At 42.9% G+C, this 20,803-nt stretch carries 12 protein-coding genes; 2 read left to right on the top strand and 10 right to left on the bottom strand.

Annotated features, from left to right (window positions below; translation table 11 throughout):
- Position 1: 1 nt before the first annotated feature.
- The 3 genes from RCO84_RS16125 to RCO84_RS16115 are packed head-to-tail and all read right to left on the bottom strand — an operon-like array spanning position 2 to position 5,382.
- Entirely contained in the window at positions 2–1,756 is a 1,755-nt protein-coding gene (locus RCO84_RS16125) for an ATP-dependent nuclease (protein ID WP_317585706.1), read from the bottom strand.
- Between the two features lie 2 nt (positions 1,757–1,758).
- The gene (locus tag RCO84_RS16120; RefSeq protein WP_317585704.1) at positions 1,759–3,111 is read right to left on the bottom strand and encodes a restriction endonuclease subunit S; all 1,353 of its coding nucleotides are present in this window, start codon (positions 3,109–3,111) and stop codon (positions 1,759–1,761) included.
- Positions 3,112–3,117: 6 nt separating this feature from the next.
- Positions 3,118–5,382, bottom strand: coding sequence for an N-6 DNA methylase (locus tag RCO84_RS16115; RefSeq protein ID WP_317585703.1), 2,265 nt, complete (start codon positions 5,380–5,382; stop codon positions 3,118–3,120).
- A gap of 576 nt (positions 5,383–5,958) precedes the next feature.
- On the opposite strand from RCO84_RS16115, the gene RCO84_RS16110 reads away from it, so the two are divergent.
- Both RCO84_RS16110 and RCO84_RS16105 read left to right on the top strand, forming a co-directional pair.
- On the top strand, positions 5,959–6,414 hold the full coding sequence (locus tag RCO84_RS16110) for a DUF6078 family protein (protein ID WP_234563878.1): 456 nt from the start codon (positions 5,959–5,961) through the stop codon (positions 6,412–6,414).
- 251 nt (positions 6,415–6,665) lie between these two features.
- Positions 6,666–8,552 carry a VapE domain-containing protein gene (locus RCO84_RS16105; RefSeq protein ID WP_317585701.1) on the top strand — a complete coding sequence of 629 codons (1,887 nt, stop codon included), beginning with the start codon at positions 6,666–6,668 and terminating at the stop codon, positions 8,550–8,552.
- A gap of 177 nt (positions 8,553–8,729) precedes the next feature.
- Here RCO84_RS16105 and nhaD read toward each other — a convergent pair whose 3' ends face one another.
- From nhaD to RCO84_RS16070, 7 genes are all read right to left on the bottom strand, one after another.
- Entirely contained in the window at positions 8,730–10,100 is a 1,371-nt protein-coding gene (gene nhaD / locus RCO84_RS16100) for a sodium:proton antiporter NhaD (RefSeq protein ID WP_317585699.1), read from the bottom strand.
- Positions 10,101–10,235: 135 nt separating this feature from the next.
- Positions 10,236–11,495, bottom strand: coding sequence for a type II toxin-antitoxin system HipA family toxin (locus tag RCO84_RS16095; RefSeq protein ID WP_317585698.1), 1,260 nt, complete (start codon positions 11,493–11,495; stop codon positions 10,236–10,238).
- Positions 11,485–11,802, bottom strand: a complete 318-nt coding sequence (locus RCO84_RS16090; RefSeq protein WP_144152966.1) for a helix-turn-helix domain-containing protein — start codon at positions 11,800–11,802, stop codon at positions 11,485–11,487. Before RCO84_RS16090 ends, RCO84_RS16095 begins: the two co-directional genes overlap by 11 nt.
- Positions 11,803–11,964: 162 nt before the next feature.
- Complete coding sequence (locus RCO84_RS16085; RefSeq protein ID WP_317585696.1) at positions 11,965–13,692, bottom strand: alpha-amylase family glycosyl hydrolase; 1,728 nt, start codon at positions 13,690–13,692, stop codon at positions 11,965–11,967.
- 66 nt (positions 13,693–13,758) lie between these two features.
- Positions 13,759–15,861 carry a glycoside hydrolase family 97 protein gene (locus RCO84_RS16080; protein WP_317585694.1) on the bottom strand — a complete coding sequence of 701 codons (2,103 nt, stop codon included), beginning with the start codon at positions 15,859–15,861 and terminating at the stop codon, positions 13,759–13,761.
- A 29-nt stretch (positions 15,862–15,890) separates the two neighbouring features.
- Positions 15,891–17,618, bottom strand: coding sequence for a RagB/SusD family nutrient uptake outer membrane protein (locus tag RCO84_RS16075; RefSeq protein WP_317585692.1), 1,728 nt, complete (start codon positions 17,616–17,618; stop codon positions 15,891–15,893).
- A gap of 71 nt (positions 17,619–17,689) precedes the next feature.
- Positions 17,690–20,665 (bottom strand): SusC/RagA family TonB-linked outer membrane protein, encoded by a 2,976-nt coding sequence (locus RCO84_RS16070; RefSeq protein ID WP_317585691.1) that lies wholly within the window; start codon positions 20,663–20,665, stop codon positions 17,690–17,692.
- Positions 20,666–20,803 lie beyond the last annotated feature (138 nt).

Genomic DNA, 20,803 nt, shown 5'->3' with positions numbered 1-20,803 from the left:
TTTACTTTTTACGTTCGAAAAAAACTTCCAACAATTTATCAAGCACAGGCTTAAAGCCTTCAAACCACTCTTTCTTAAAGTTATTGTATTCTTTTTCTATATGATCTTTTATAGCACCAGCCGTACCTTTCTTTCCCATTGTAAGATTTCTAAAATCTTTATGCGTACGTGCTTTTATCACAGGAGCTATCTTCGAGGCATAAGAATCTTCAGAAAACAAATCTTCCACCATATAAGAATTAACATCCTTGATTTTATTGCCTCCATTAGCCTTGATTACATCAGCTTCACTTGTTGGATAGTTTGCAACAGGAAGATAGCTATCTTGATAGAACATAGGAACAATCTTATCGTTTCTATCAGACAACGGCTTTATTTTCTTCCATCCATCATTCCATCCACCATTATCATAGTCAAAGAGAAATACAATCTTATCAATTCTATTCAAACAGGGCGAAAGTATCTGGTTATAGATTTCAACAGCAGCACTTGCACTATTAGAAGACATAATAGTTATCTCATTTAACTTTTCGTATTTAACGTCTTGCTCTACAAAAACAGAGATTGCCTTCTTCAAATACTTATCATCATACTTGCCCTCTACCACAAGAATATTCTTCGAACTCAAAATGAAAGAACCTTCAAAGTAATCTATTGCTCCATCAGTCAAATCGCTTAGATGTTTTAGCCCATCTGCTGTTTCAACTATACCATCATGCATATAATAAATATTTTCTATATGGTATCCATCCCAACGTTTATTCAAAAACATTGGCGAATGAGTTGTCATTATCGTTTGACCTTCAAATTCTGAAATAACTCTAAGGAGTTCTTTCTTCATTGCTATATGAGTATGCGCATCAGGTTCATCAAATAAGACAAGGGCATCTTTATCGCCCAACACTTTTGTAATGCATTCGATGAGGATGAGTTTCTTCTCACCTTCGCTCAAGTCTTCGAAATTATAGCCATTTACCTGTATGGCTATATTTTCAATCAACTTATCAGCTCGCATACCAGAATTAAGATTTCGCTCAGGCATACAAAGGAAATAAAGGTAATAAAATACCTGGGCATCTGATGTTAAGTTGGAATATGAATTACATATCAAGTCCTCATACTTCAACACCTCCATAGGAATTCTTTCCTTTCCAAATTTCTCTTCTATACGAGCGTACCAATTAGAAGCATCATGGCTATTAGCCTTATTTTCCTCACGACGAGTGAATTGTACGGTCACTTGTTGAGCATCTACTTTTAAGATATTCTTAACAAAGGATTTTACCTCTTCATTCTCACTAAAGAGTAAAGAGATAAAAGCTATCTTCCAACAATACTTGTTTACATAAAGGCTCTGTGGCTTATATTCACCTCCACCAATGGCAGCATTAAAGAAACGAACATAGTAATCCTTATAGCAGAAATTCCACAAACGGTCATCTTCTCCACTATAACATGAGATAAGCATAGAAGGCATCTTAGGCTGCGAATCTAATTCTATAACATTTCCTGCTTGGTCGATATTACCATAAAAGCAAGTTTCTCCATCCATCTCATACTCTATCCAGAAATTACCTATAGGAGTCTTGACTTGAAGCCCAAACATGGTATCAAGTACCAAGCTTATGGCCTCCAGCAAGTTACTCTTACCAGAACCATTTAAACCTATCAATGCTATATAGCCTTGATTCCCCTCAAAAGAATATTCACCATGAATATTCTTGTAATGCTCTATATATAATTTCTTTAATCTCATAATCATTCAAATATTGTTTGTTCAAACTCACTTAAAGAAGTACTTTTCAATTTTGCAATCTGCTTCTTTAAAGCATCTATATTTTCATCCACCTCACTCATTTTTTCTACAATATCTTCCTGCAACACCAATGGAGGTACTACAATTGGAATCTGCTTTATTTTTTCTTGATTTACAATAGGCAATGTCGTTTTTGAACTATCGGCAATTGCTAAGTCTTTATTAAATTTTAAATAATAGTACAAATACTCAACTTTTAATTGGCTTTCATCTACAGTAAGACCTGTAATTTGCTGATTTGAAGAAACACATTCATCTTCAACAATTCCCACTTTTCCTACTGTTGATCCTATTCCAACAAACAACAGATCATTTTTATGAAAAAGGCGTGCTTTATTATCTCTAACCGCCAAATCTGATATACTTCGACAAGATTTACCCAAATATTTATCAACTCCTATATCCGCAGGAGTATAAAATTTTATATTCCCTTTAAAATATTCCTGCTTATTTGTTGATGGTGTTGTTCCTGTAGCTATATTTTTTATGCAAGTTTCTAAATTTCGAATAGGGAAATCACTTTCTATGCTTTGATTCACAGCAAAAGAATCCCAACGCTGAGCAGTACTACTATAGGCTATAAAACGCAAGGAAGTATCACCTTTGCATTTCCCATACTTTTTCATTTTTAAAAGTTTATCAAACAATTTTCTTCCTTCTTCTGAAAAACTTAATATTTGTCTTTCATTATATTCTATTTTTCCAATTGCTTGATTATAGCCAACTAAAATATCCTCTTGCTCTTCCAACGAAGGTAAAGGAATCACTTGTTGCAGAAAAGCATCAATATCTATGCGCTTACGATTAGTCGTACCACTACTACATTTACGGGCAAACTCTACAAACTGAGGAGTTGTAGAAATCAGCACCATAAATTGAGGAAGAATCTTAGAAGAATCTACATCAAACACAGGGAAATCGTTTGTAACTATCGCCCCTTCCAAATCATCTGGAATTACACCAAACGCACCATTACGAGCATCAATTTTGGAGACAATAAATTGACCTGCATGAACTACGGTCTGTCGCTTGGTTCCAATTTCAGAGCCTCTCTTTAACTGACCATCATTTCTTGCTATCACGCCACCATTGTTTATCTTAACAGTAACTTGCTTGTATTCTGCGTCATCTTGGATTTCAATCTGATCCTTACTTTTTTTCAAGAACGAGCCAATCTTAGCCATTGAGTACTTCTTGGTAAAGCCCAATTTCTCCTCAACCACATATTGGACACTCCAATTCGGAATGTCCTTATAGTGGGCAAAATGGATATATTTAAAAGTATTTACACTCATTTCTCTTTAATATCTATAGAATGGTTCTGGTTCGCAAGCGACACCATCAATAAATCTTGTACGCAGCATGGTTCCGTCATCAGAAACATTGTATTTCGTGGCTCTTACATGCTTCTCCCAAAGTTTGTTTTCCTTTCGATATTCCGTAAACTCCTTTTCAAGCGGTTCCAATTCGTTTTCAATCTTAGCTCCAGTAGTACTGATACCAGCTTTCTGAACCTCTGCTATAGGAATCACATAGTCAAATCTTTCTTTCACTAAAGTTTTAATTTCGTTCTCTATCAAAACCGTCAACTCTTTCTTACGAGACCGAAGGCTTTTCTTTTCATCTTTTGTCAAAGCCTCCTTGCCACGTTTTGCCAACTTCACATCTATATCCGTCATTTCTTCATCGTACTTAGCTTCCACCTCATGCGATACTTGAATACAGATACGATTGTATTCCTCAGCCTCATCTTCGGTGAATTTCTTGAAGAACAACAAACTAGGCTTTACTGTAGCACCTGCTGCCATAAACACATCTTGCGGAATAGACACAATCAACAATATCTTTGCCTTGCTCTCTACAAAATCGCGCACCTTTTGAAGGTTTGTATTGTTCAATACACCTTCTGGGAGCACAATACCCATTCTGCCACCAGGCTTTAGGAGATTCAAACAACGCTCTATAAACAAGACTTCGGTAAGACCATTAAACTTTCCTATTTGAAACAGGTCAAGTATAGGTTGATTTATATGATCATTGACTTGCTTTAACGCATTGTCATAATTTTCCTTACCATACCTTTTTTCATAAGCCTTGATTTTCTCTATATCAGTAAACCTATCGGCTTCTGTAATCTTTAATTCCTTGTCTATTCTTGCCCCAAAAGGAGGATTAGTAAGGATAACATCAAAGCGGCCTTCCCAAATGCCATTGACATTCAAGAGACCATCATGATGATGAACCCCACCATGACCATCTCCGTGCATAATCATATTCATCTTGGCAGTTCGAGCCATACGAGGATTGGCATCCGTTCCATAGATACAATCGAAAGAAAGGGAGCGCAAACGCCCCATTGGATTATTGATGTCCAACTCATAGTTCATCTTGCTGAAAGCATCTATTACCTTTTGGTCATTTTTCTCTTGTTCTTTCTTTGGTAGCTTTGAATAATCGTCTGTAAACAAAGACTTTTTTACATCCTCTTTTCTTACTTCCACTTCATTCTCTATATGTTCACGAACATATTCGAAAGCACGAATCAAGAATCCACCACTTCCACAACAAGGATCACAAACATACTCACCTTCTTGTGGGTCTAGCACAGATACCATAAAATCAACAATAGTACGAGGCGTGAAAAATTGTCCTAATTCTCCACGAAACGTTCTTCCCAAGAATTGCTCAAAGGCAATACCTTTCACATCATCAGAAGTAGTTGACAAGTTATACACTTGTAATTCCTTCACGATTTGTTCAAAGCTATTCTCTCGTATTTTAATAGTTTCATTTTCATCAAAAAGATGGTCTTTGGCAAAATCCTCCTTTGTCTTATTAAACAAAAACTGATAATAATCAGGTGACTCTTTAGACTTTACGGCATCATACATCTTCTTTTGTTTCAAAAATTCTTCCTTTGAGAAAATTTGAGTTCCAGAATTCGTACGTTCGTATCTAATTTTGATGAACAGAATCTTGCTTATCTCATCAAAAGCTGCTTCAGGTGATAGTTTATCATTATTACGAATGATGTTATGGCACTTAAAAAGCAATCGAGAGAACTCATCACGAGTAAACGCTTTTGTCTGCAGCAGCATAGCCTTGATTTTCTTGTCATCGTTCACCATATCGGCAGAAGGAATATCAGCAATTTCCTCCAACTTTTTAGGCATAGCATCCTCTACCACCTTAAAAATACGAGTTTCCTTCAAGTTGGTTGTGACAAAAAACTTAGCACCAGCCCAAGCTGCATAATTATATCCTTGAAAATAGTCAGCTTGGCGAATAGTAACATTTTCCGCCTTACACTCCACTACGATAAGTGCATTCTTCCCTTTTCGTTTATCCTCCTCATTTCGCCAGATAACAATATCTGCACGAGCAGCACCTTGCCCGCGTTGAGAGTTTGTCACCTTTACTTCTTCTCCCATTTGTTTGATGCCATAGCCGTAGCTATCCACCAAACGACAAACATATCTTTGGCGAACTTCCTCCTCAGGCTTTAGCACAAGCCATTTATCTCTTATCGGAGAATATATCTGGTTGCTTTCTGTTTTTATTTCCATATAGGATAGCTTTTTGTTTTAACAAGGCAAAGGTACACTTTTTAAGTGTATTTACCAAATTATTTATTCAAAACTTTTGTTTTACTCGCAAAATCAACCAAATCTTTCTACTACTATTTGAAAAACAAGGAAAATCTTCCAAAGCAACAATACTCGTAACCCTCTTCTCCATGATTCCCCAAAAGTCTAATGGAAAGGCAAAAGCAATCTTGCAACTCCCCAATCCCTCATGAGCAGAATAATTATTTTCTATAGAGGTGCAGAGTTGTTACGAAACAGGCTAACACGCACGTATAAATCTTTTTCTCGAAAAAAAAGTATCAAAGTCTCATTTTTGGGCATAAGATAAAGCCTATATCTCTAATAAACAGAACTTTATCAAGAATGAGACTTCTCTGAAAATGGAGGGAGAAGTATCATCGAAGTATCATAAATTAGCGAGAAGTATCATGATTTTGCTGCTTAGCATCGAAAAAAATGCTTTATGAAGTGATAATAATAGCATTTGCAAGGCAATAAACAGGATGTTTTTGCGTTTAGTAAAACAGAATGTTTTATTCTTAATACTTAAGAAACATGGATGAAAAGGAATTACTGAAAAAGGCTTTTGAGTACGGAAACGTACCTAGCAACATCACCTACTGTTTCACCGAACCATGTCCGATGAAAAACAAATGTATCCACTATCTATCCGGTCTCTACAAAAACGAGAAGACTGATAGAGGGGATGCCATTTTCCCAAATGCCCTGAAAAACGGGAATTGCAAGTACTTCGCTCCGCTGCGTGTCGTGAAAATGGCATGGGGATTCGACAAACTCTTTGCCGAAATGAAAGTGAAAGACGCTCCTGCACTGCGCGCCGAAATGAGAGACTACCTCGGCAGCAAAGGACAATACTACCGTTACAAACTGGGACAACTGAAACTCCTGCCGGAACAACAGGCATATATCAAACAGCTCTTCGCCAAATACGGATATAAAGATGTTGAATTCGACCATTTCTCAGAAGAGATTGATTTCACTAAAAGCTAATCTTTTTCTCTGCCCTCCAGATGTTCCAGCCATACCATTTAAGCGGTCCCACAGAGAACACGTGACGGGCTACCGGTGAACACGTGACGGGCTACTAGAGAACAAGCGATGGGCAGCCATTGCCCGTACAACGGGAAACGAGTGCCCAATTTATCAACCAAACTTTGGGCAACGCTGATAAGATTTTATAGTTTATAGTTGACAGTTTATGGTTAATAGTTAACAAACAAACATCTTAATAAACATATTCAATGAAGATAACTATAGTTCATACAAACAACAAGAAGCAGCTCCTCGTCAGCACCAAGACGATGGAGAAGTTGCTGCAACGTATCGCAAAAGATGACAGCAGACTTACTGTTACCCATTTCCGAGAATACGTGCCCTATATGGAAAACAACTACGAGTATTACAAGGATATGCCAACATGGATACACATCTACCCCGCTGCTGAATTCGCCAAAGACGAAAACAACAACCTGAAGATGAAGACTTGCAATGGTATCCTAATGCTGAAATTCGGAAACATTACGGATGCAGACGGCGTGGAGGGCGTGAAGCGCTCGGTTGCCATGCTGCCTTCTACCTTTGCTGCGCTGGAAGGTGCTGATGGTAAGTCGGTTATCGTATTGGTGAAATTCTGCAATGAAGATGATTTGCTGCCTGCTGAGGAGGCGGATGCCGAACGACTGTACCGCATCGCTTACCAGCAGATTCTGCCTGTATATCAGGCGATTGCCAAGGCTTCGGTGCTCACAGACGGACCGAAACCTTCTATAGAAGCGGGCGCAAACCTGTCTTTTGAGCCTTCGATGCACAACAGTTTTATGATGACGCTCGATGCGAAACCTTATTTCAACAGTAAGGCGGTAGCGATGAAAATTGACAGCAACATGCACCCTCAGAACCAGGCTTTCAACACGGAAGATAATCAGCAGATGATTCCTGTTTCCGGTACTTCGGAAGAAGAAAAGAAAGTTGACAAGAACAGCGTTCGCGAGAATATCATGAGCATGATGCAGCTGCTGAAAAGTAAATATAACTTCAGATACAACACGGTGATGAAATTCGTGGAATACATGCCGAAGGAGAAGGGTTGGTATGGTTTCCAACCTGTGGATCCGAGAGTGCAGAAGCGCATGACGCTGGAGGTGCAGCTCGCTGATATCCGAGTGAGCATCAAAGATGTCAGGAATTTTCTGGAGTCTGATTATATCAAGAATTATAATCCGATAGATGAATATCTCTTCCAATGCTACGACAAATGGGACGGGAAGGACCATATACGTGCCTTGGCTCGTACGGTTCCTACCAACAATCCTTACTGGGCAGACTGGTTCTACACCTGGTTTCTGGGCATGGTTGACCAGTGGCGCGGCTTTACCCATCGCCAGTATGGCAACTCGGTGGCTCCGCTTCTGATTTCCAAGCAGGGTTACAACAAGAGTACTTTCTGTCGCCGGCTGTTACCACCGGAGCTGCAATGGGGATATAGCGACAATCTGGTTTTATCTGAAAAGCGTCAGGTTTATCAGGCGATGGCGCAATTTATGGTCATCAATCTCGATGAGTTCAACCAGATTTCTCCACAGGTGCAGCAGGGATTTCTGAAGAATCTCATCCAGTTGCCTACGCTGAAATACAAGCCTCCGTATGGCAGTCATGTCATGGAATTTCCTCGTCTCGCCTCGTTCATCGCCACGAGCAACATGAAGGATATTCTCACCGATCCATCCGGCAACCGAAGATTCATAGGCGTGGAACTGACGGGACCGATCGATGTGAGTGTGCGTCCGAACTATCAGCAACTTTTCGCCCAGGCGCTGACTGCTTTGCACAATGGCGAGAAGAGTTATTTTGATGCGGAACAGGTGAAGTTGATCATGAAGAACAACTGCCAGTTTGAGGTGGCTGAGCCGATAGACCAGTATTTCCAGCTCTATTTTGATTTGGTTGAGAATGAGAAAGAGGGTGAATATCTGACTGCCGCCGAGATTTTCGACTATCTGAAAAAGCAGATAGGTTCATCGCTCAAGGTGAACAGTTTGATGGGATTCGGCAGAAAACTGGCGAATATGAGTGAGTTAAAACATAAGAGATTTGCAGATGGAATGAAGTATCTTGTAAAGAAAAAGTGAAATAATGATACTTCTATGATACATGAATGAGACTTCCCGGCATCAGAACCGAGAAGTCTCATTTCTTTTATCTTATTATCTATCAAGTCTTTAAGTCGATATTTTCAATAGAAAATGAGACTTTGAGACTTTTTTCTCAAAAAAAAACTTTTTCACGTAAGAGAAAAGTATTATCCATTAGATAGCATAAAGGAAGGTGCGGATGAACCAGTAGCTGATGATACCTGCGATGTAACCTACGAAAGCAATCCAGGAGATATGCTTCATATACCAGCCGAAGGTTATCTTCTCCAAGCCCATTACTACCACACCAGCGGCACTACCGATAATCAGCATTGAACCACCGACACCGGCACAGTAGGCCAGCAACTGCCAGAAGACACCATCCACAGCCATATCACCAGCGGCAGCCACAGGATACATTCCCATACATCCGGCTACCAGAGGCACATTATCAACAATACTTGAAAGCACACCGATGATACCAGTTACGAGGTAGTGGTTGCCATCGAATACGACGTTCAAGCCCTGACCCAAAGCAGTCAACACGCCAATCTCAGCCAGGCAGGATACTGCCATCAGGATACCGAGGAAGAAGAGAATGGTACTCATATCAACACGAGAAAGCAACTTGGTTACTCGCTTCTGAGTGCCCTCAGCATCAGCTCCACGATGCAAACCGCGATAGAAAACTTCGGTAGCAGTCCAGAGAACGCCCAATACCAGAAGGATTCCTACGAATGGAGGCAAGTGGGTGATACTCTTGAAGATAGGAACGAAGATCAAACCACCTACTCCCAACCAGAACACTGCCTTGCGCTGACCTTCGGTGAAATCGCTGACCGATGCATTCTGCTGGGCAGAAACCTCAGGCATCACGAGTTCGCCCTTCAACATGGTCTGAAGGATGAGGGCAGGAATCACCATGGAAACCACAGACGGGATGAAAATTTCGGCGATAACGCCGGCAGCAGTAATCAGTCCCTTGTTCCAGAGCATGATGGTGGTAACGTCGCCGATTGGTGAGAAGGCACCACCCGAGTTGGCTGCGATGATGACGAGAGATGCATAAACCATGCGATCCTTATGGTCGGTGACGAGCTTTCGGAGAATCATAATCATCACGATACTGGTGGTCAGATTGTCGAGGATGGCAGAGAGGAAGAAGGTAAGGATAGCGATACGCCAGAGGAGCGTACGCTTCGACTTGGTCTTCATCACCTTGCGAACCCAGTTGAATCCGCCGTTCTGGTCAACGATTTCCACGATGGTCATTGCACCCATCAGGAAGAAGAGTGTTGTGGCAGTATCGCCCAGATGTTCCTGGATGATTCCGGTCACCTTCTCCACCATTCCAGCAGCGCCGCCTGTATAATCAGGGTGCATCAACTGGAGATACTGCATTGGATCCATCATATAGAGGGTCCAACAACCTACCAACATCAACAGGGCTATCGCAGCCTTGTTAACCTTTGTCAAGCTTTCGGTAGCTATGAGTGCATAGCCGAGCACGAAAACGACAATAATAGAAATTGTAAGTGTAGTCATTACTTTTTATTTATTATTAGATATTTTTTCCTTTAGATATGATTTGGTACGTATGTTAACCAAACGGCTGCAAAGATACAAAAAGAAAAGCAATAACCACACGATTCCTTATTATAATTGTATGAAATCGTTTACTTAACAACGGTTTTCTTCCAAAACCCGTTCTATTTTGCGTATCCAGTGCTCATCGATTTCCACTTTTTCGGCATAAGACTTGAAGTTCATCACCACGTCTTCCACTTCTTCTATGATATTAGAAGCATTTCTGATATCCTGTCTTTGTGCAAAAAGCATCAAATCCTGCTTCGTTATATTCTTTCGCTTGCCAAGAACCGTAAGTTCATGGTTACGATAGAAATGCGAATCAGGATCGGCGGAAAACACGATGTCGTAAGCTGGCGATATATGCCATTCTCCATTGGGGTACATCACAAATGAGAAGTTCTTGGTATGGTCATCTACATTCTCTGCAAGAACATTAAACACCATTCTCCTATATTGCTGGCTCTGCTCTTCAGCAGACAAATTCAGTTTTCTACCCACCACAAACAAATCTTCGTAAGTATCAGCCAAGGAACTCATGGCAGCTAAAGTCTGAGTATATATTTTTCTACCCTCCACTCTATCAAAGCGTTGGGTCAGAAAATTCTGGGTTCCTTCAATCTCTACCAAACGAGAAGGCATCATATTGATACCGGCATCCTTGGCCATCAGATAATAAGCCATCTCTACCCTGGTAAAAGGAAGTTCATTTTTTCTGCTTGTATCAAACTTCAATATATAGTGCTTAAAGTTGGTTGGCAAATCGGCTTGACCTGAACGAATAATACCTGTAGTTTCATCCATGCCGATAATCGCCTTAGGACGCTGACCACCAGCGGAAGTTCCCACCTTGTACAAATCTTCCATAATAAGACTGTTGCTCATATCAATGTTCACATCCTGCCTATCCAGGAATAATTTATTCGCAAGTTCATAAAGTGAAGCCAATTCGATATTTACAGATGCATCCTCCTGGATATGAGCAGGTTGAAACTCCAAGGCTCCCATTGCTCTCTTACCGATAAAAGACAGTCTATCCACTGCATTTACCATTTTGGATTGCAGATGATTGGCTTCCATCCATTTCTGGAAGACCACATTTCCCCAATTGTCAGGCAGAGAATCTGCTATGAACTCAGGCAAACCTGCATAAAGTTTTTCTCTGTTTCCAGACATAGGGAAAGTTCTTTGAACATAAACAGAATCCAACGGCGCTACCAATGGTGCAATATTCCATCCATATTGCATAAAATCCTTGTCGAATTGGAAAACAGAGCAGCCCCGCTTGTCATTCCAAGACAACAAGCCCACATTCTTATCCCACAAATTCACCTGCACAACATTATCTTTCATGTCTTACCCTTTCCTTCTTTTCATTCATTTTCTTCACTTGGCTAGGCAACATTGGCAGCGGCGGCAAGAGTTTCTCTGCTTCCTCCAGGAATCCGATGCTCCTCAACAGAGAAAGAATAGTGCCAAAGCCTATGTTCTTAGCTTCGCCTTTTTCAAACTGGCTAATGGTGAAAATGCTCACACCAGCCTTTACAGCCACCTCTTTCTGAGTGAGATTGCTGAACAGACGATATTGCTTGAATCGTCCCCCCAATTCTGATATAATCTCAGAATTAGACTTTGCCTCTATACCATATTCCGTAATCATGCTGCAAATATAGTTATTTCTTTATTTATCGCCAAATATCGGGTTAAATATTTAAATATCTTTAGTTATTAAAAAGAAAAATCGGTATAAAAAATCCGCACAGCCCAGAGAGCCATGCGGATTCTGATATTTAATAAAGCTAGCAATAATCATGTTCACAGGTTACTTAGCCACCTTGAATACGGCGGCACTAATGCCTGAAGCCTTGATGGCATCGGTCTTCTTGCCTGATTTATATACAACCTTGCCTGTAGAAAGAACAGAAACTGCCTTGCCACCTACAGAGGTGATGTTGAGAGAGGCTGCCTTGGCACCAGGATTCACGACAACAACATACTTCTCATCACCCAAAGTGCGCTCATATACCATCGGATATTCCTGACCCTTCTGGTTCAGGAGCTTCCAATCTCCCTCATTGTCAAGAGCCTTGGCTGAATGACGCAAAGCGGCCAGCTTACGGGTATATGACAACAGAGAATTCTGATCTCCCTGCTGAGCCTCAACGGTCAACTTTCCGTTTTCCGTATCTACAGGGAAGTAGAGTTTATCAGGCGCACTCGTTGAGAAGCCGGCATTCTTGCCCTTGGTCCACTGCATCGGAGTGCGGGTACCAGAGCGCTCATTGCTACCCTCCTTGTTAGGGAGATTCATCTGATACTTCATACCAATCTCATCACCATAATAGATAAATGGAATACCAGGCATGGTGAGGAAGAAGGTCATCGCCACCTTCAGCTGGTCTGGCGTGTTGCGGGTACCGATGTTAGGACGCTGGTAATCGTGGTTGGCAGATGGTACAGCGATGTAGCCGAGATTCTTGGTGGCATTATATGCCTTGGTATAGTTCTCGCTAAATTCCTTAAGCGAACCCTTGCCCTGCTTGTCGAAATAGCAGTTCTGATAGCTCTGCTCCCACTTTCCCCATGGAGTCTTGCGGTCGAAGAACAGAGAGGCATAGCCCTTAAGACCGAAATGGATGTAGAAATCGATGTTGAAACCGGCAGGAATGGCTTGCTGCGGATTAGCCCATTCTGAAATCAGGACAGTCTCAGGATAGTACTTGTCCTTCCATGCACGCATCTCATTCCAGAGTTTGGAAACCTCCTTCTTGTCAGGGTCGTTCTTGATGAGCGATGACGCCATATCAACACGGAATCCATCCACACCCTTATCAAACCAGAAAGCCATGATGTTACGTATCTCCCTGCGAACAGCCTGTGGTCCAGGCGCATCTACGCTCTGCTCCCAAGGATGATTTGGGTCTGGATGAGCAAAGCCATAGTTCAAGGCTGGCTGGCACTCGAAGAAATTCTTCTCATAATACTTGGCACGAGGAGCATTCGCCTCCACATATCTGCCTCGGGTACTAGACTCCGGACTTGCCTCCTGATGACGGGCTTCTATTTCTTTCTTCTCGCTCTCAGGAATATCGTTCATCCAGATATAATAGTCGCTGTAACGCTGGTTAGGATCTTTCTCGGAAGACTCCTTAAACCAGGCACACTTGGTGCTGGAATGTCCTGCCACCAGGTCGAGACAAACCTTCATGCCACGCTTATGGGCCTCATTGACCAATGTAACCAAATCGGTATTGGTACCGAATCGAGGATCCACCTTGTAGAAATCGATGACATCATAGCCACCATCAAACCATCCCGACTCAAAGATCGGATTGAGCCAAAGGGCGTTCACACCCAGCGACTTGATGTAATCCAACTTGGAAGTGATACCCGGCAAATCGCCAATACCATTTCCATCAGTATCCATATAGGAAGATGGATAAATCTGATAGAAAAGTGCATCACTCAACCAAGCCGGTCCCTTCTTCTGTTCTGCCTGAGCAGAAAGTGTGGTTGCCGCCAAGGCAGCAACCAACAACATTTTATTCATTCTTTTCATGAGCATCATTATTAATTCAAGAAAACTTTCTTTCATAATAACTCAAAATTCTGCATTTTATTGTGCAAGAATGCTAATTGCAAATCCGCCACCTGCAACGGAGTTCAACTTCAAGACAGACTTGCTGGTTACAGTCTTCTTGGTGATGACATAAGCCTGCGGATTGGTCTTGTAGTTGGCATTCTTTGCATCCTGATAGATGGTAGCTACATACTTCTTTCCCTTGTCAAGGAAATCGAGCTTTACGGTAGACTGATGAGCCTTCATGCCCGTAACGCCACCGACAAACCAGTTATCAGAACCCTTTGCCTTGCGGGCAGCGGTGATATACTCCATTGGTTCAGCCTCCAGATAGATAGACTTGTCCCAATCTACGGCCACATCCTTGATAAACTGGAAGGCATCCATGTGCTTCTCGTAATTCTCTGGGAAATCGGCAGCCATCTGCAATGGACTGTACATCGTTACATAAAGTGCCAACTGACCGCAGATGGTAGAGTTGCAATGAGAACCATTGGCGCAATCCATTTCAAAGATACCCGGTGTATAATCCATCGGACCACCCTGCAGACGGGTAAAAGGCAAGATGGCGGTATGTCCCGGTTTGGTACCTCCGAAAGCCTGATATTCAGTACCGCGAGCACTCTCGTTGCCAATCAGGTTAGGATAAGTGCGGCAGAGACCGGTAGGACGCACAGCCTCATGGGCATTTACCATGATGTGATAATCGGCAGCACGGGTTACGGCATGCTGATAGTGATTGATTTCCAACTGACTGTAGTGATGCTCGCCACGAGGAATGATGTTGCCCACATAACCGCTCTTCACTGCATCGTAGCCATAATCCTTCATCAACTGATAAGCTCTGTCCATATACTTCTCGTAGTTCATTACAGAAGAAGAGGTCTCATGATGCATGATGAGCTTCACACCCTTGGAATGCGCATACTCATTGAGCGCCTTGATGTTGAAATCAGGATATGGAGTCAGGAAATCGAATACCTTTTCCTTCATATAGCCACTCCAGTCTTCCCAACCGATGTTCCATCCTTCTACCAGGACTGCATCGAAACCATGGGCTGCAGCGAAGTCGATGTAACGGCGCACATTGGCATTGTTGGCAGAATGCTTGCCCGATGGCTTGGCATGTACATAGTCGGTTCCATCCAACTTCACGGTAGGATAATCATGGGTATAAGCCCACTCACCCTTACCGGAAATCATCTCCCACCATACACCTACATACTTTACAGGATGAATCCAGGAGGTATCCTTGATCTTGCAAGGCTCATTGAGATTGAGAATCAGGTTGGAAGACAACACCTTACGGGCATCATCTGTAATGACCATCGTACGCCAAGGGCTCTTGAACGGAGTCTGCATATATCCCTTCATACCCTGTGCATCAGGGGTAAGCCAAGAGGTAAAAGTCATGGTCTTGTCATCCAGGTTCAGATGCATGGCTGGATAATCTACCAGGGCAGCCTCATGCAGGTTGATGTAGATACCATCATCTGTCTTCAACTGGAGTGAGGTCTGTACACCGGTATCTGAAAAGACAGTCTGTGAGAGATTGCTGCTGACAGCAGCATGCAGGGCTGGACGGATGCCAGACAGACGGGTCTTGGTGTATTCATACTCCTGGGTATCGTAATCACCCGGAATCCACCAGGCGGTATGATCGCCCGTCATGGCAAATTCTGTACGCTCTTCCTTGATGGTAAAGTAGTTGAGACTGCCTTTCTGAGGAAACTCATAGCGCAATCCTACTCCATCGTCATAAACACGGAAGCGGACGTTCATATAACTGTCTGTAGAATTCTGCTTCAACTCTACCAGCATATCATTATAATGATTGCGGATAGACTTGTTCTCTCCCCAAACAGGAGTCCAGGTCTCATCGAAAGTGGAAGTTTTCTCATTGATGACACTAAAATCAGAAAGCAGATCCTTGCCATCCTTACCGCCCTTGGCGAGCTGATAACCCAGACGGCTAGGCTTGATAATTGTCTTACCCTGATAGGTCACACTATAGGTAGGCACAGTGCCATCCAAGGTGAAGTTCACCTTGATTTGTCCGTTAGGAGAAGTGATGTCTCCTGCATCTGCTGAGATGCCAAAAGCCATCAGAAGGCTTGCGAGCAAAAAGAGTTTTTTCATATTATTCTTCATTTTTAGTTTATGATTGACTACTTAGTATAACCAGGATTCTGGCCGAGTTTCTTGTTCAAGTTGAGCACGGCATAAGGGATAGGATAAACCATGGTATAGCCCTGCGTATCATCATTGTAATCACCTGCAGAAGCATTGTGGGTCACACCCTTGAAGCGGTCAGCAGTAGGCTCTGTAAAGGTACAGAATCTGATCTGGTCTTGGCGGCGTACTCCCTCCCAAGCCAGTTCCAGCATACGTTCATTCAGAATGTCATTGAGCGTAAGTTCTGTACGAGGTGTAGCAGCAACACGGCCACGAACCTCATTGACAATTGTGAGAGCCTCAGCCTTGTTACCCATACGATACTCAGCCTCAGCCTTCAGGAGCAAGGCATCGGCATAACGCCAGATCACCAGGTCGTTGTTGAAGCTATACTGCTGGGTAGTGGACTTGTCAAACTCATACTTCTTCATTCTGGCACCGGAACACTTCATGGCATGAGGGTCATCGGCAGCAGTGAAATCCACCTTTACAGCCAATGGCATATACTCCAGCGGCTTATCTGTAGCACCGTCCTCTACAGGCTTTCCTGTCTCCTCCATATAATCCTTGTCAGTATAGAAGTTGAGTTTCAGACGAGGGTCAGGGTTAGCCGTTCCATAGCCATATACCAGCATCTGCTGCTTGGAAGAGCAGGCTCCATTCCAGCCCTGGTAACCGATGGCACCGCCATGGTTGTAATGCAGGGTGCGGACGATGTTGTAATCCTCTATCTTATAGTTGACGCAATCATTCGGGCGGGTCCAGATATTCTCCACGGAATTCTGGTTGGCTACGATGAAGTTGTCGGCATAGCTAGGCTGCAGGCGGTAACCCAAGCTTGCAATCTGATCAGCACAATAGACTACTGTTTCCCACGCATTGCGAGTTTCACCATCCAAAGTGATGTTTATATTTTTGCCCATTTCCGAAACCGTCTTTCCCTGCTCCTCGCTGGCAGTAGCCTTGCCGCTCTTGTCTGTTCCAACAAAGGCACTGTAGCTAGTTGGAGTAGTATCATCGATGGTATAGACCGGTGCATTGATGGCACACTTAGCCATACACATATATGCCACAGCCTTGGTGATACGGCCATAATATTCACCCTCGTTCTGGCTCTTACTGTCTGAAAGATGAGGAATACATTCTGCCAACTCAGAAGTGACAAACTTGAAGACATCAGAGCGGTTGGACTGATTCACCTCGTTAGCACTCACCTGAGAAGAAACAACCAATGGCACCTGTCCGAAGAGATCCATCACATAGTAATAATAGACAGCACGAAGGGCTCTCAATTCATATACATATTCAGCATACTCCGGATGTTCACCCAGGTACTTGTTGAGTCGGTCGATAGAAGAATTGGCAAGACCGATGACACGATACAGGTTGTTCCACACATCGTTATACTTGCTTACAGACGACTCAAAGTTATGGAGGAAGATATTCTGCCAGGTTCCACCATCTACCCAGTCACCCTGACGACCAGGAATCATACTGGCATCAGAAGAGAACTCCTGGAAGGTGTGTACCGAGCCACCATCGCTTCCATACAATCCATTTCCGATGGAAGAATATACGTTAGCCACTGTGTTTACATATACCAGCTTAGGGGTACTGAAAGCCTCCTCCTCAGAAAACTTGCTTCGTGGAGTCTCATCCAGTGAGCAACTAGCCAGTAATATCGATGAAAGAAGCATTGAGCCTATAATATATTGTTTCATAACTGTAATCCTTTATATATTAATAATGTAATTCTTAATTAGAACTTGTTATCTATTCTATGTGAAAACATTTAGAAATTCACTGAGAGCGACAAAGTATAAGTACGGCTCAGAGGATAGATGTTCTTGTCGTCAACACCCAGATTGCCACCACTGATGGTTGCAGAGTTGATCATTGGAGTCAAGCCCTTGTAACCTGTGAGGGTACAGATATTGTTGACAGACAATGCAAGGTGAATGTTGTTGATGAACTTCCACTTGAGCATATCATTGGTGAAGGTATATCCCAGAGAAGCGTACTCGAAGTTCATATAGTCACCCTTTTCCAGCCAGTAATCAGAAATCTGAACATCATGGATTCCCTTGCCGTTATTGAGATGCTGTGCACCGCTCAGGATATTATAGGTTGGGAAATTACTCATATTGTTCAAGGTCATGGATGTAGCATTGTAAATCTTATGACCGAAAGCACCGTTAAACTGCATAGTCAGATCCCAGTTCTTGTACTTGAAGCTCATATCCCAGCCGAGGAAGTACTTAGGAATTGCCTGTCCGCAAACCTTGCGGTCGCCACTGTCACCCGTATCAATGGTACCATTATCATCAAGGTCTTCGATGATATACTGTCCATTCTCATCAATACCTGTGCAGTGAGGCAGATAGAACACACCTACAGGCTGTCCCTCAATGAGATAGGTTACGCCATTATTATGTACCAGACCAGCCGCACCTACGGTGGCAACAGAGATATGCTCGCTCGTTGTCATAGGCTGTCCCTTGTAGGTACCGCTCAACTTCTTCAGCTTGTTCTTCTGATAAGAGAAATTCAGACCGGAATTGAAGGTGAAGTCCTTTGTCTTGATGATGTCACCTCGAACAGCCAGTTCAAATCCCATATTAGTCATGGTACCCATATTGGCCAACAGACGGTCGTAAGTGAAAGGAGGTACCGGCACGGTATAGGTATAAAGCATATCTGATGTTTCAGAAGTGTACCAGTCGAAGGTTACATTGAGACGCTGCTTGAACATCGACAGGTCGAAACCGGCATCAAATGTCTTCTTTACCTCCCACTTCAGATCAGGGTTGCTGTTGGAGGTAACCGCAAAAGTAGTACTTGTTGCGCCGTTGACGGTAGTTACACCATTAGGCTCCATCAGGGCGAGAGAAGTATAAGGATCGATGGCATCCTGATTACCGGTCACACCATATCCTGCACGAATCTTGAAATTGTCTATCTGCTTGATTTTCTTCATCCAAGGCTCATTGCTGATTACCCATGCCAAGGAAGCAGAAGGGAACCAGCCCCACTTCTGACCATTACCCAACTTAGAAGAACCATCGGTACGAACATTGACGGTAGCGATGTATTTGTCTGCCAGCATATAGTTGACACGAGCCATATAAGAGCTCAGGGTATATTCGGTGTAGTTAGACTGCAGATTACCCCAGCTCACATTGGCAGCAGCCTTCATGTTATTGAACTTGAAGTAGTTGGTATCAAATCCATGTGCCTCCTGTGAGTTCCAGTCGTAGGTATACTTCTGTCCCTCCATCAGAGCCAAGGCATCAATGTGATGCTTGCCGAAATCCTTGGAGAAATTCACCATGATGTTACCCATATAGTCCTTGCGGTTGGTATTGGCAATATAAGCCCATCCGTTACCGTTCAGCTTACCCATCTGGATATTGTTAGGAATATAGAACTTATTGTCACGGTTCCAATAATTGTATGAACCAAAGGCACTTACAGTGAGACCGTCGATGATATTGACCGTTGCCTTGCCATGAACATTGACAGAGGCATCCTTGTAGAAGTCATCAATATCGAGCAATCCCAGTGGATTCCAGACTTCATTGGCAAGCAGATCCTCATCCCATTCGCCCTTGTCGTTTCTTACATTAGGATAAGTAGGGTTATAGGCTGTAGCAGAATAGAACATCTTGTGCATATCATACTGGATATTGCTATTGCGCTGAGAACCGAATATGCCCAGTTCCAGCTTCAGATGTTTGTCGAAGAGATACTGGGTTCCATCCAGCTTTGCTGTAAAATTCTTCATATCAGAATTCTTCAAGGCACCCTGACGGAGAACGAATCCCAGAGAAGCACGAAGACTGGAAGTGTCTGTACCAGAAGAGAAAGAGATGTTATGATTCTGTGTGAGGCCCACATTGCGCTCAATCTCCTCGAGGAAATTGGTATCGCCACCCATATCGGTATAGGTCAGGCCCAAAGACTTGGCTGTCTCACGATATTCTGAAGCCGACATCAGATCCAGATTCTTATAGACTGTATTGACACCAAACTGGCCATTGTAGCTCAGGCTGGAATAGCCCAACTTGCCCTTGGCTGTGGTAACAACTATGACACCGGAAGCACCACGTGAACCATACTGGGCAGTCTCAGAAGCATCCTTCAGGATGGTGAGACTCTCAATATCACCAGGAGCCAGAGAATTGAACATCGTCATATCAGCAAAGACGCCATCGATGATAACCAACGGGTCGTTACCACCTGAAAGAGAAGAGGTTCCACGAACACGGATACTTGGCGAACTGGTAGGGTCGCCGCCAGCCTGAGAAATGATAACACCCGCAACCTTACCCTTCAAGGCCTCGGCAGGACTGGTTACCACACCCTTGTTCATATCTTCTTTCTTGATGCGGTCGACAGCACCCGACACCGTGCGCTTGCTGCCCACAGCATAACCAACGACAACCACCTCATCGAGCACCTCGTCGTTTTCTTTCAGCGAAACATTGATAACATGATTTCCCTTTACAGGAATTTCCTGGGTACGGTAGCCCAGATAAGAGAATACCAGGACGGAACCATCCTTAACATTGTCAAGCTTGTAGTTACCATCCAAGTCGGACACTGCACCATTCTTGGTATCTTTCACCAGAATGCTGGCACCAATGACAGGTTCACCTGTGGCATCTACCACCTGACCCTTAATGGTTGTCTGACCAAGAGCATTAAAAGTAATAAAGCATCCTGCTAACAGCAGACCTACTTTCTTTGAAAGGTTGTTTTTATCCATAATCTATAGGTTTATAACGATTAAAATTGTTTGATGCCGCAAAAGTACGTCAAAATTCAATAGGTTGTTGCGATTAGTAGGTTTTTGGTAGATTACCATTATCTACTATCCGATTTATCAGGCTGAATATCAGCAAAT

This window comes from Segatella copri, from assembly GCF_949820605.1.
In the GTDB taxonomy this organism is placed as follows: Bacteria; Bacteroidota; Bacteroidia; order Bacteroidales; family Bacteroidaceae; genus Prevotella.
This window is presented reverse-complemented; position numbering and strand designations above follow the sequence as displayed.

What these genes read in the sequence shown, in the direction of transcription:
- RCO84_RS16105 (WP_317585701.1), top strand. Translation starts at nt 6,666, where the DNA reads ATGAAGATAACTATAGTTCATACAAACAACAAGAAGCAGCTCCTCGTC.
- nhaD (WP_317585699.1), bottom strand. Translation starts at nt 10,100, where the DNA reads ATGACTACACTTACAATTTCTATTATTGTCGTTTTCGTGCTCGGCTAT.
- RCO84_RS16080 (WP_317585694.1), bottom strand. Translation starts at nt 15,861, where the DNA reads ATGAAAAAACTCTTTTTGCTCGCAAGCCTTCTGATGGCTTTTGGCATC.
- RCO84_RS16115 (WP_317585703.1), bottom strand. Translation starts at nt 5,382, where the DNA reads ATGGAAATAAAAACAGAAAGCAACCAGATATATTCTCCGATAAGAGAT.
- RCO84_RS16110 (WP_234563878.1), top strand. Translation starts at nt 5,959, where the DNA reads ATGGATGAAAAGGAATTACTGAAAAAGGCTTTTGAGTACGGAAACGTA.
- RCO84_RS16120 (WP_317585704.1), bottom strand. Translation starts at nt 3,111, where the DNA reads ATGAGTGTAAATACTTTTAAATATATCCATTTTGCCCACTATAAGGAC.
- RCO84_RS16090 (WP_144152966.1), bottom strand. Translation starts at nt 11,802, where the DNA reads ATGATTACGGAATATGGTATAGAGGCAAAGTCTAATTCTGAGATTATA.
- RCO84_RS16075 (WP_317585692.1), bottom strand. Translation starts at nt 17,618, where the DNA reads ATGAAACAATATATTATAGGCTCAATGCTTCTTTCATCGATATTACTG.
- RCO84_RS16095 (WP_317585698.1), bottom strand. Translation starts at nt 11,495, where the DNA reads ATGAAAGATAATGTTGTGCAGGTGAATTTGTGGGATAAGAATGTGGGC.
- RCO84_RS16070 (WP_317585691.1), bottom strand. Translation starts at nt 20,665, where the DNA reads ATGGATAAAAACAACCTTTCAAAGAAAGTAGGTCTGCTGTTAGCAGGA.
- RCO84_RS16125 (WP_317585706.1), bottom strand. Translation starts at nt 1,756, where the DNA reads ATGAGATTAAAGAAATTATATATAGAGCATTACAAGAATATTCATGGT.
- RCO84_RS16085 (WP_317585696.1), bottom strand. Translation starts at nt 13,692, where the DNA reads ATGAATAAAATGTTGTTGGTTGCTGCCTTGGCGGCAACCACACTTTCT.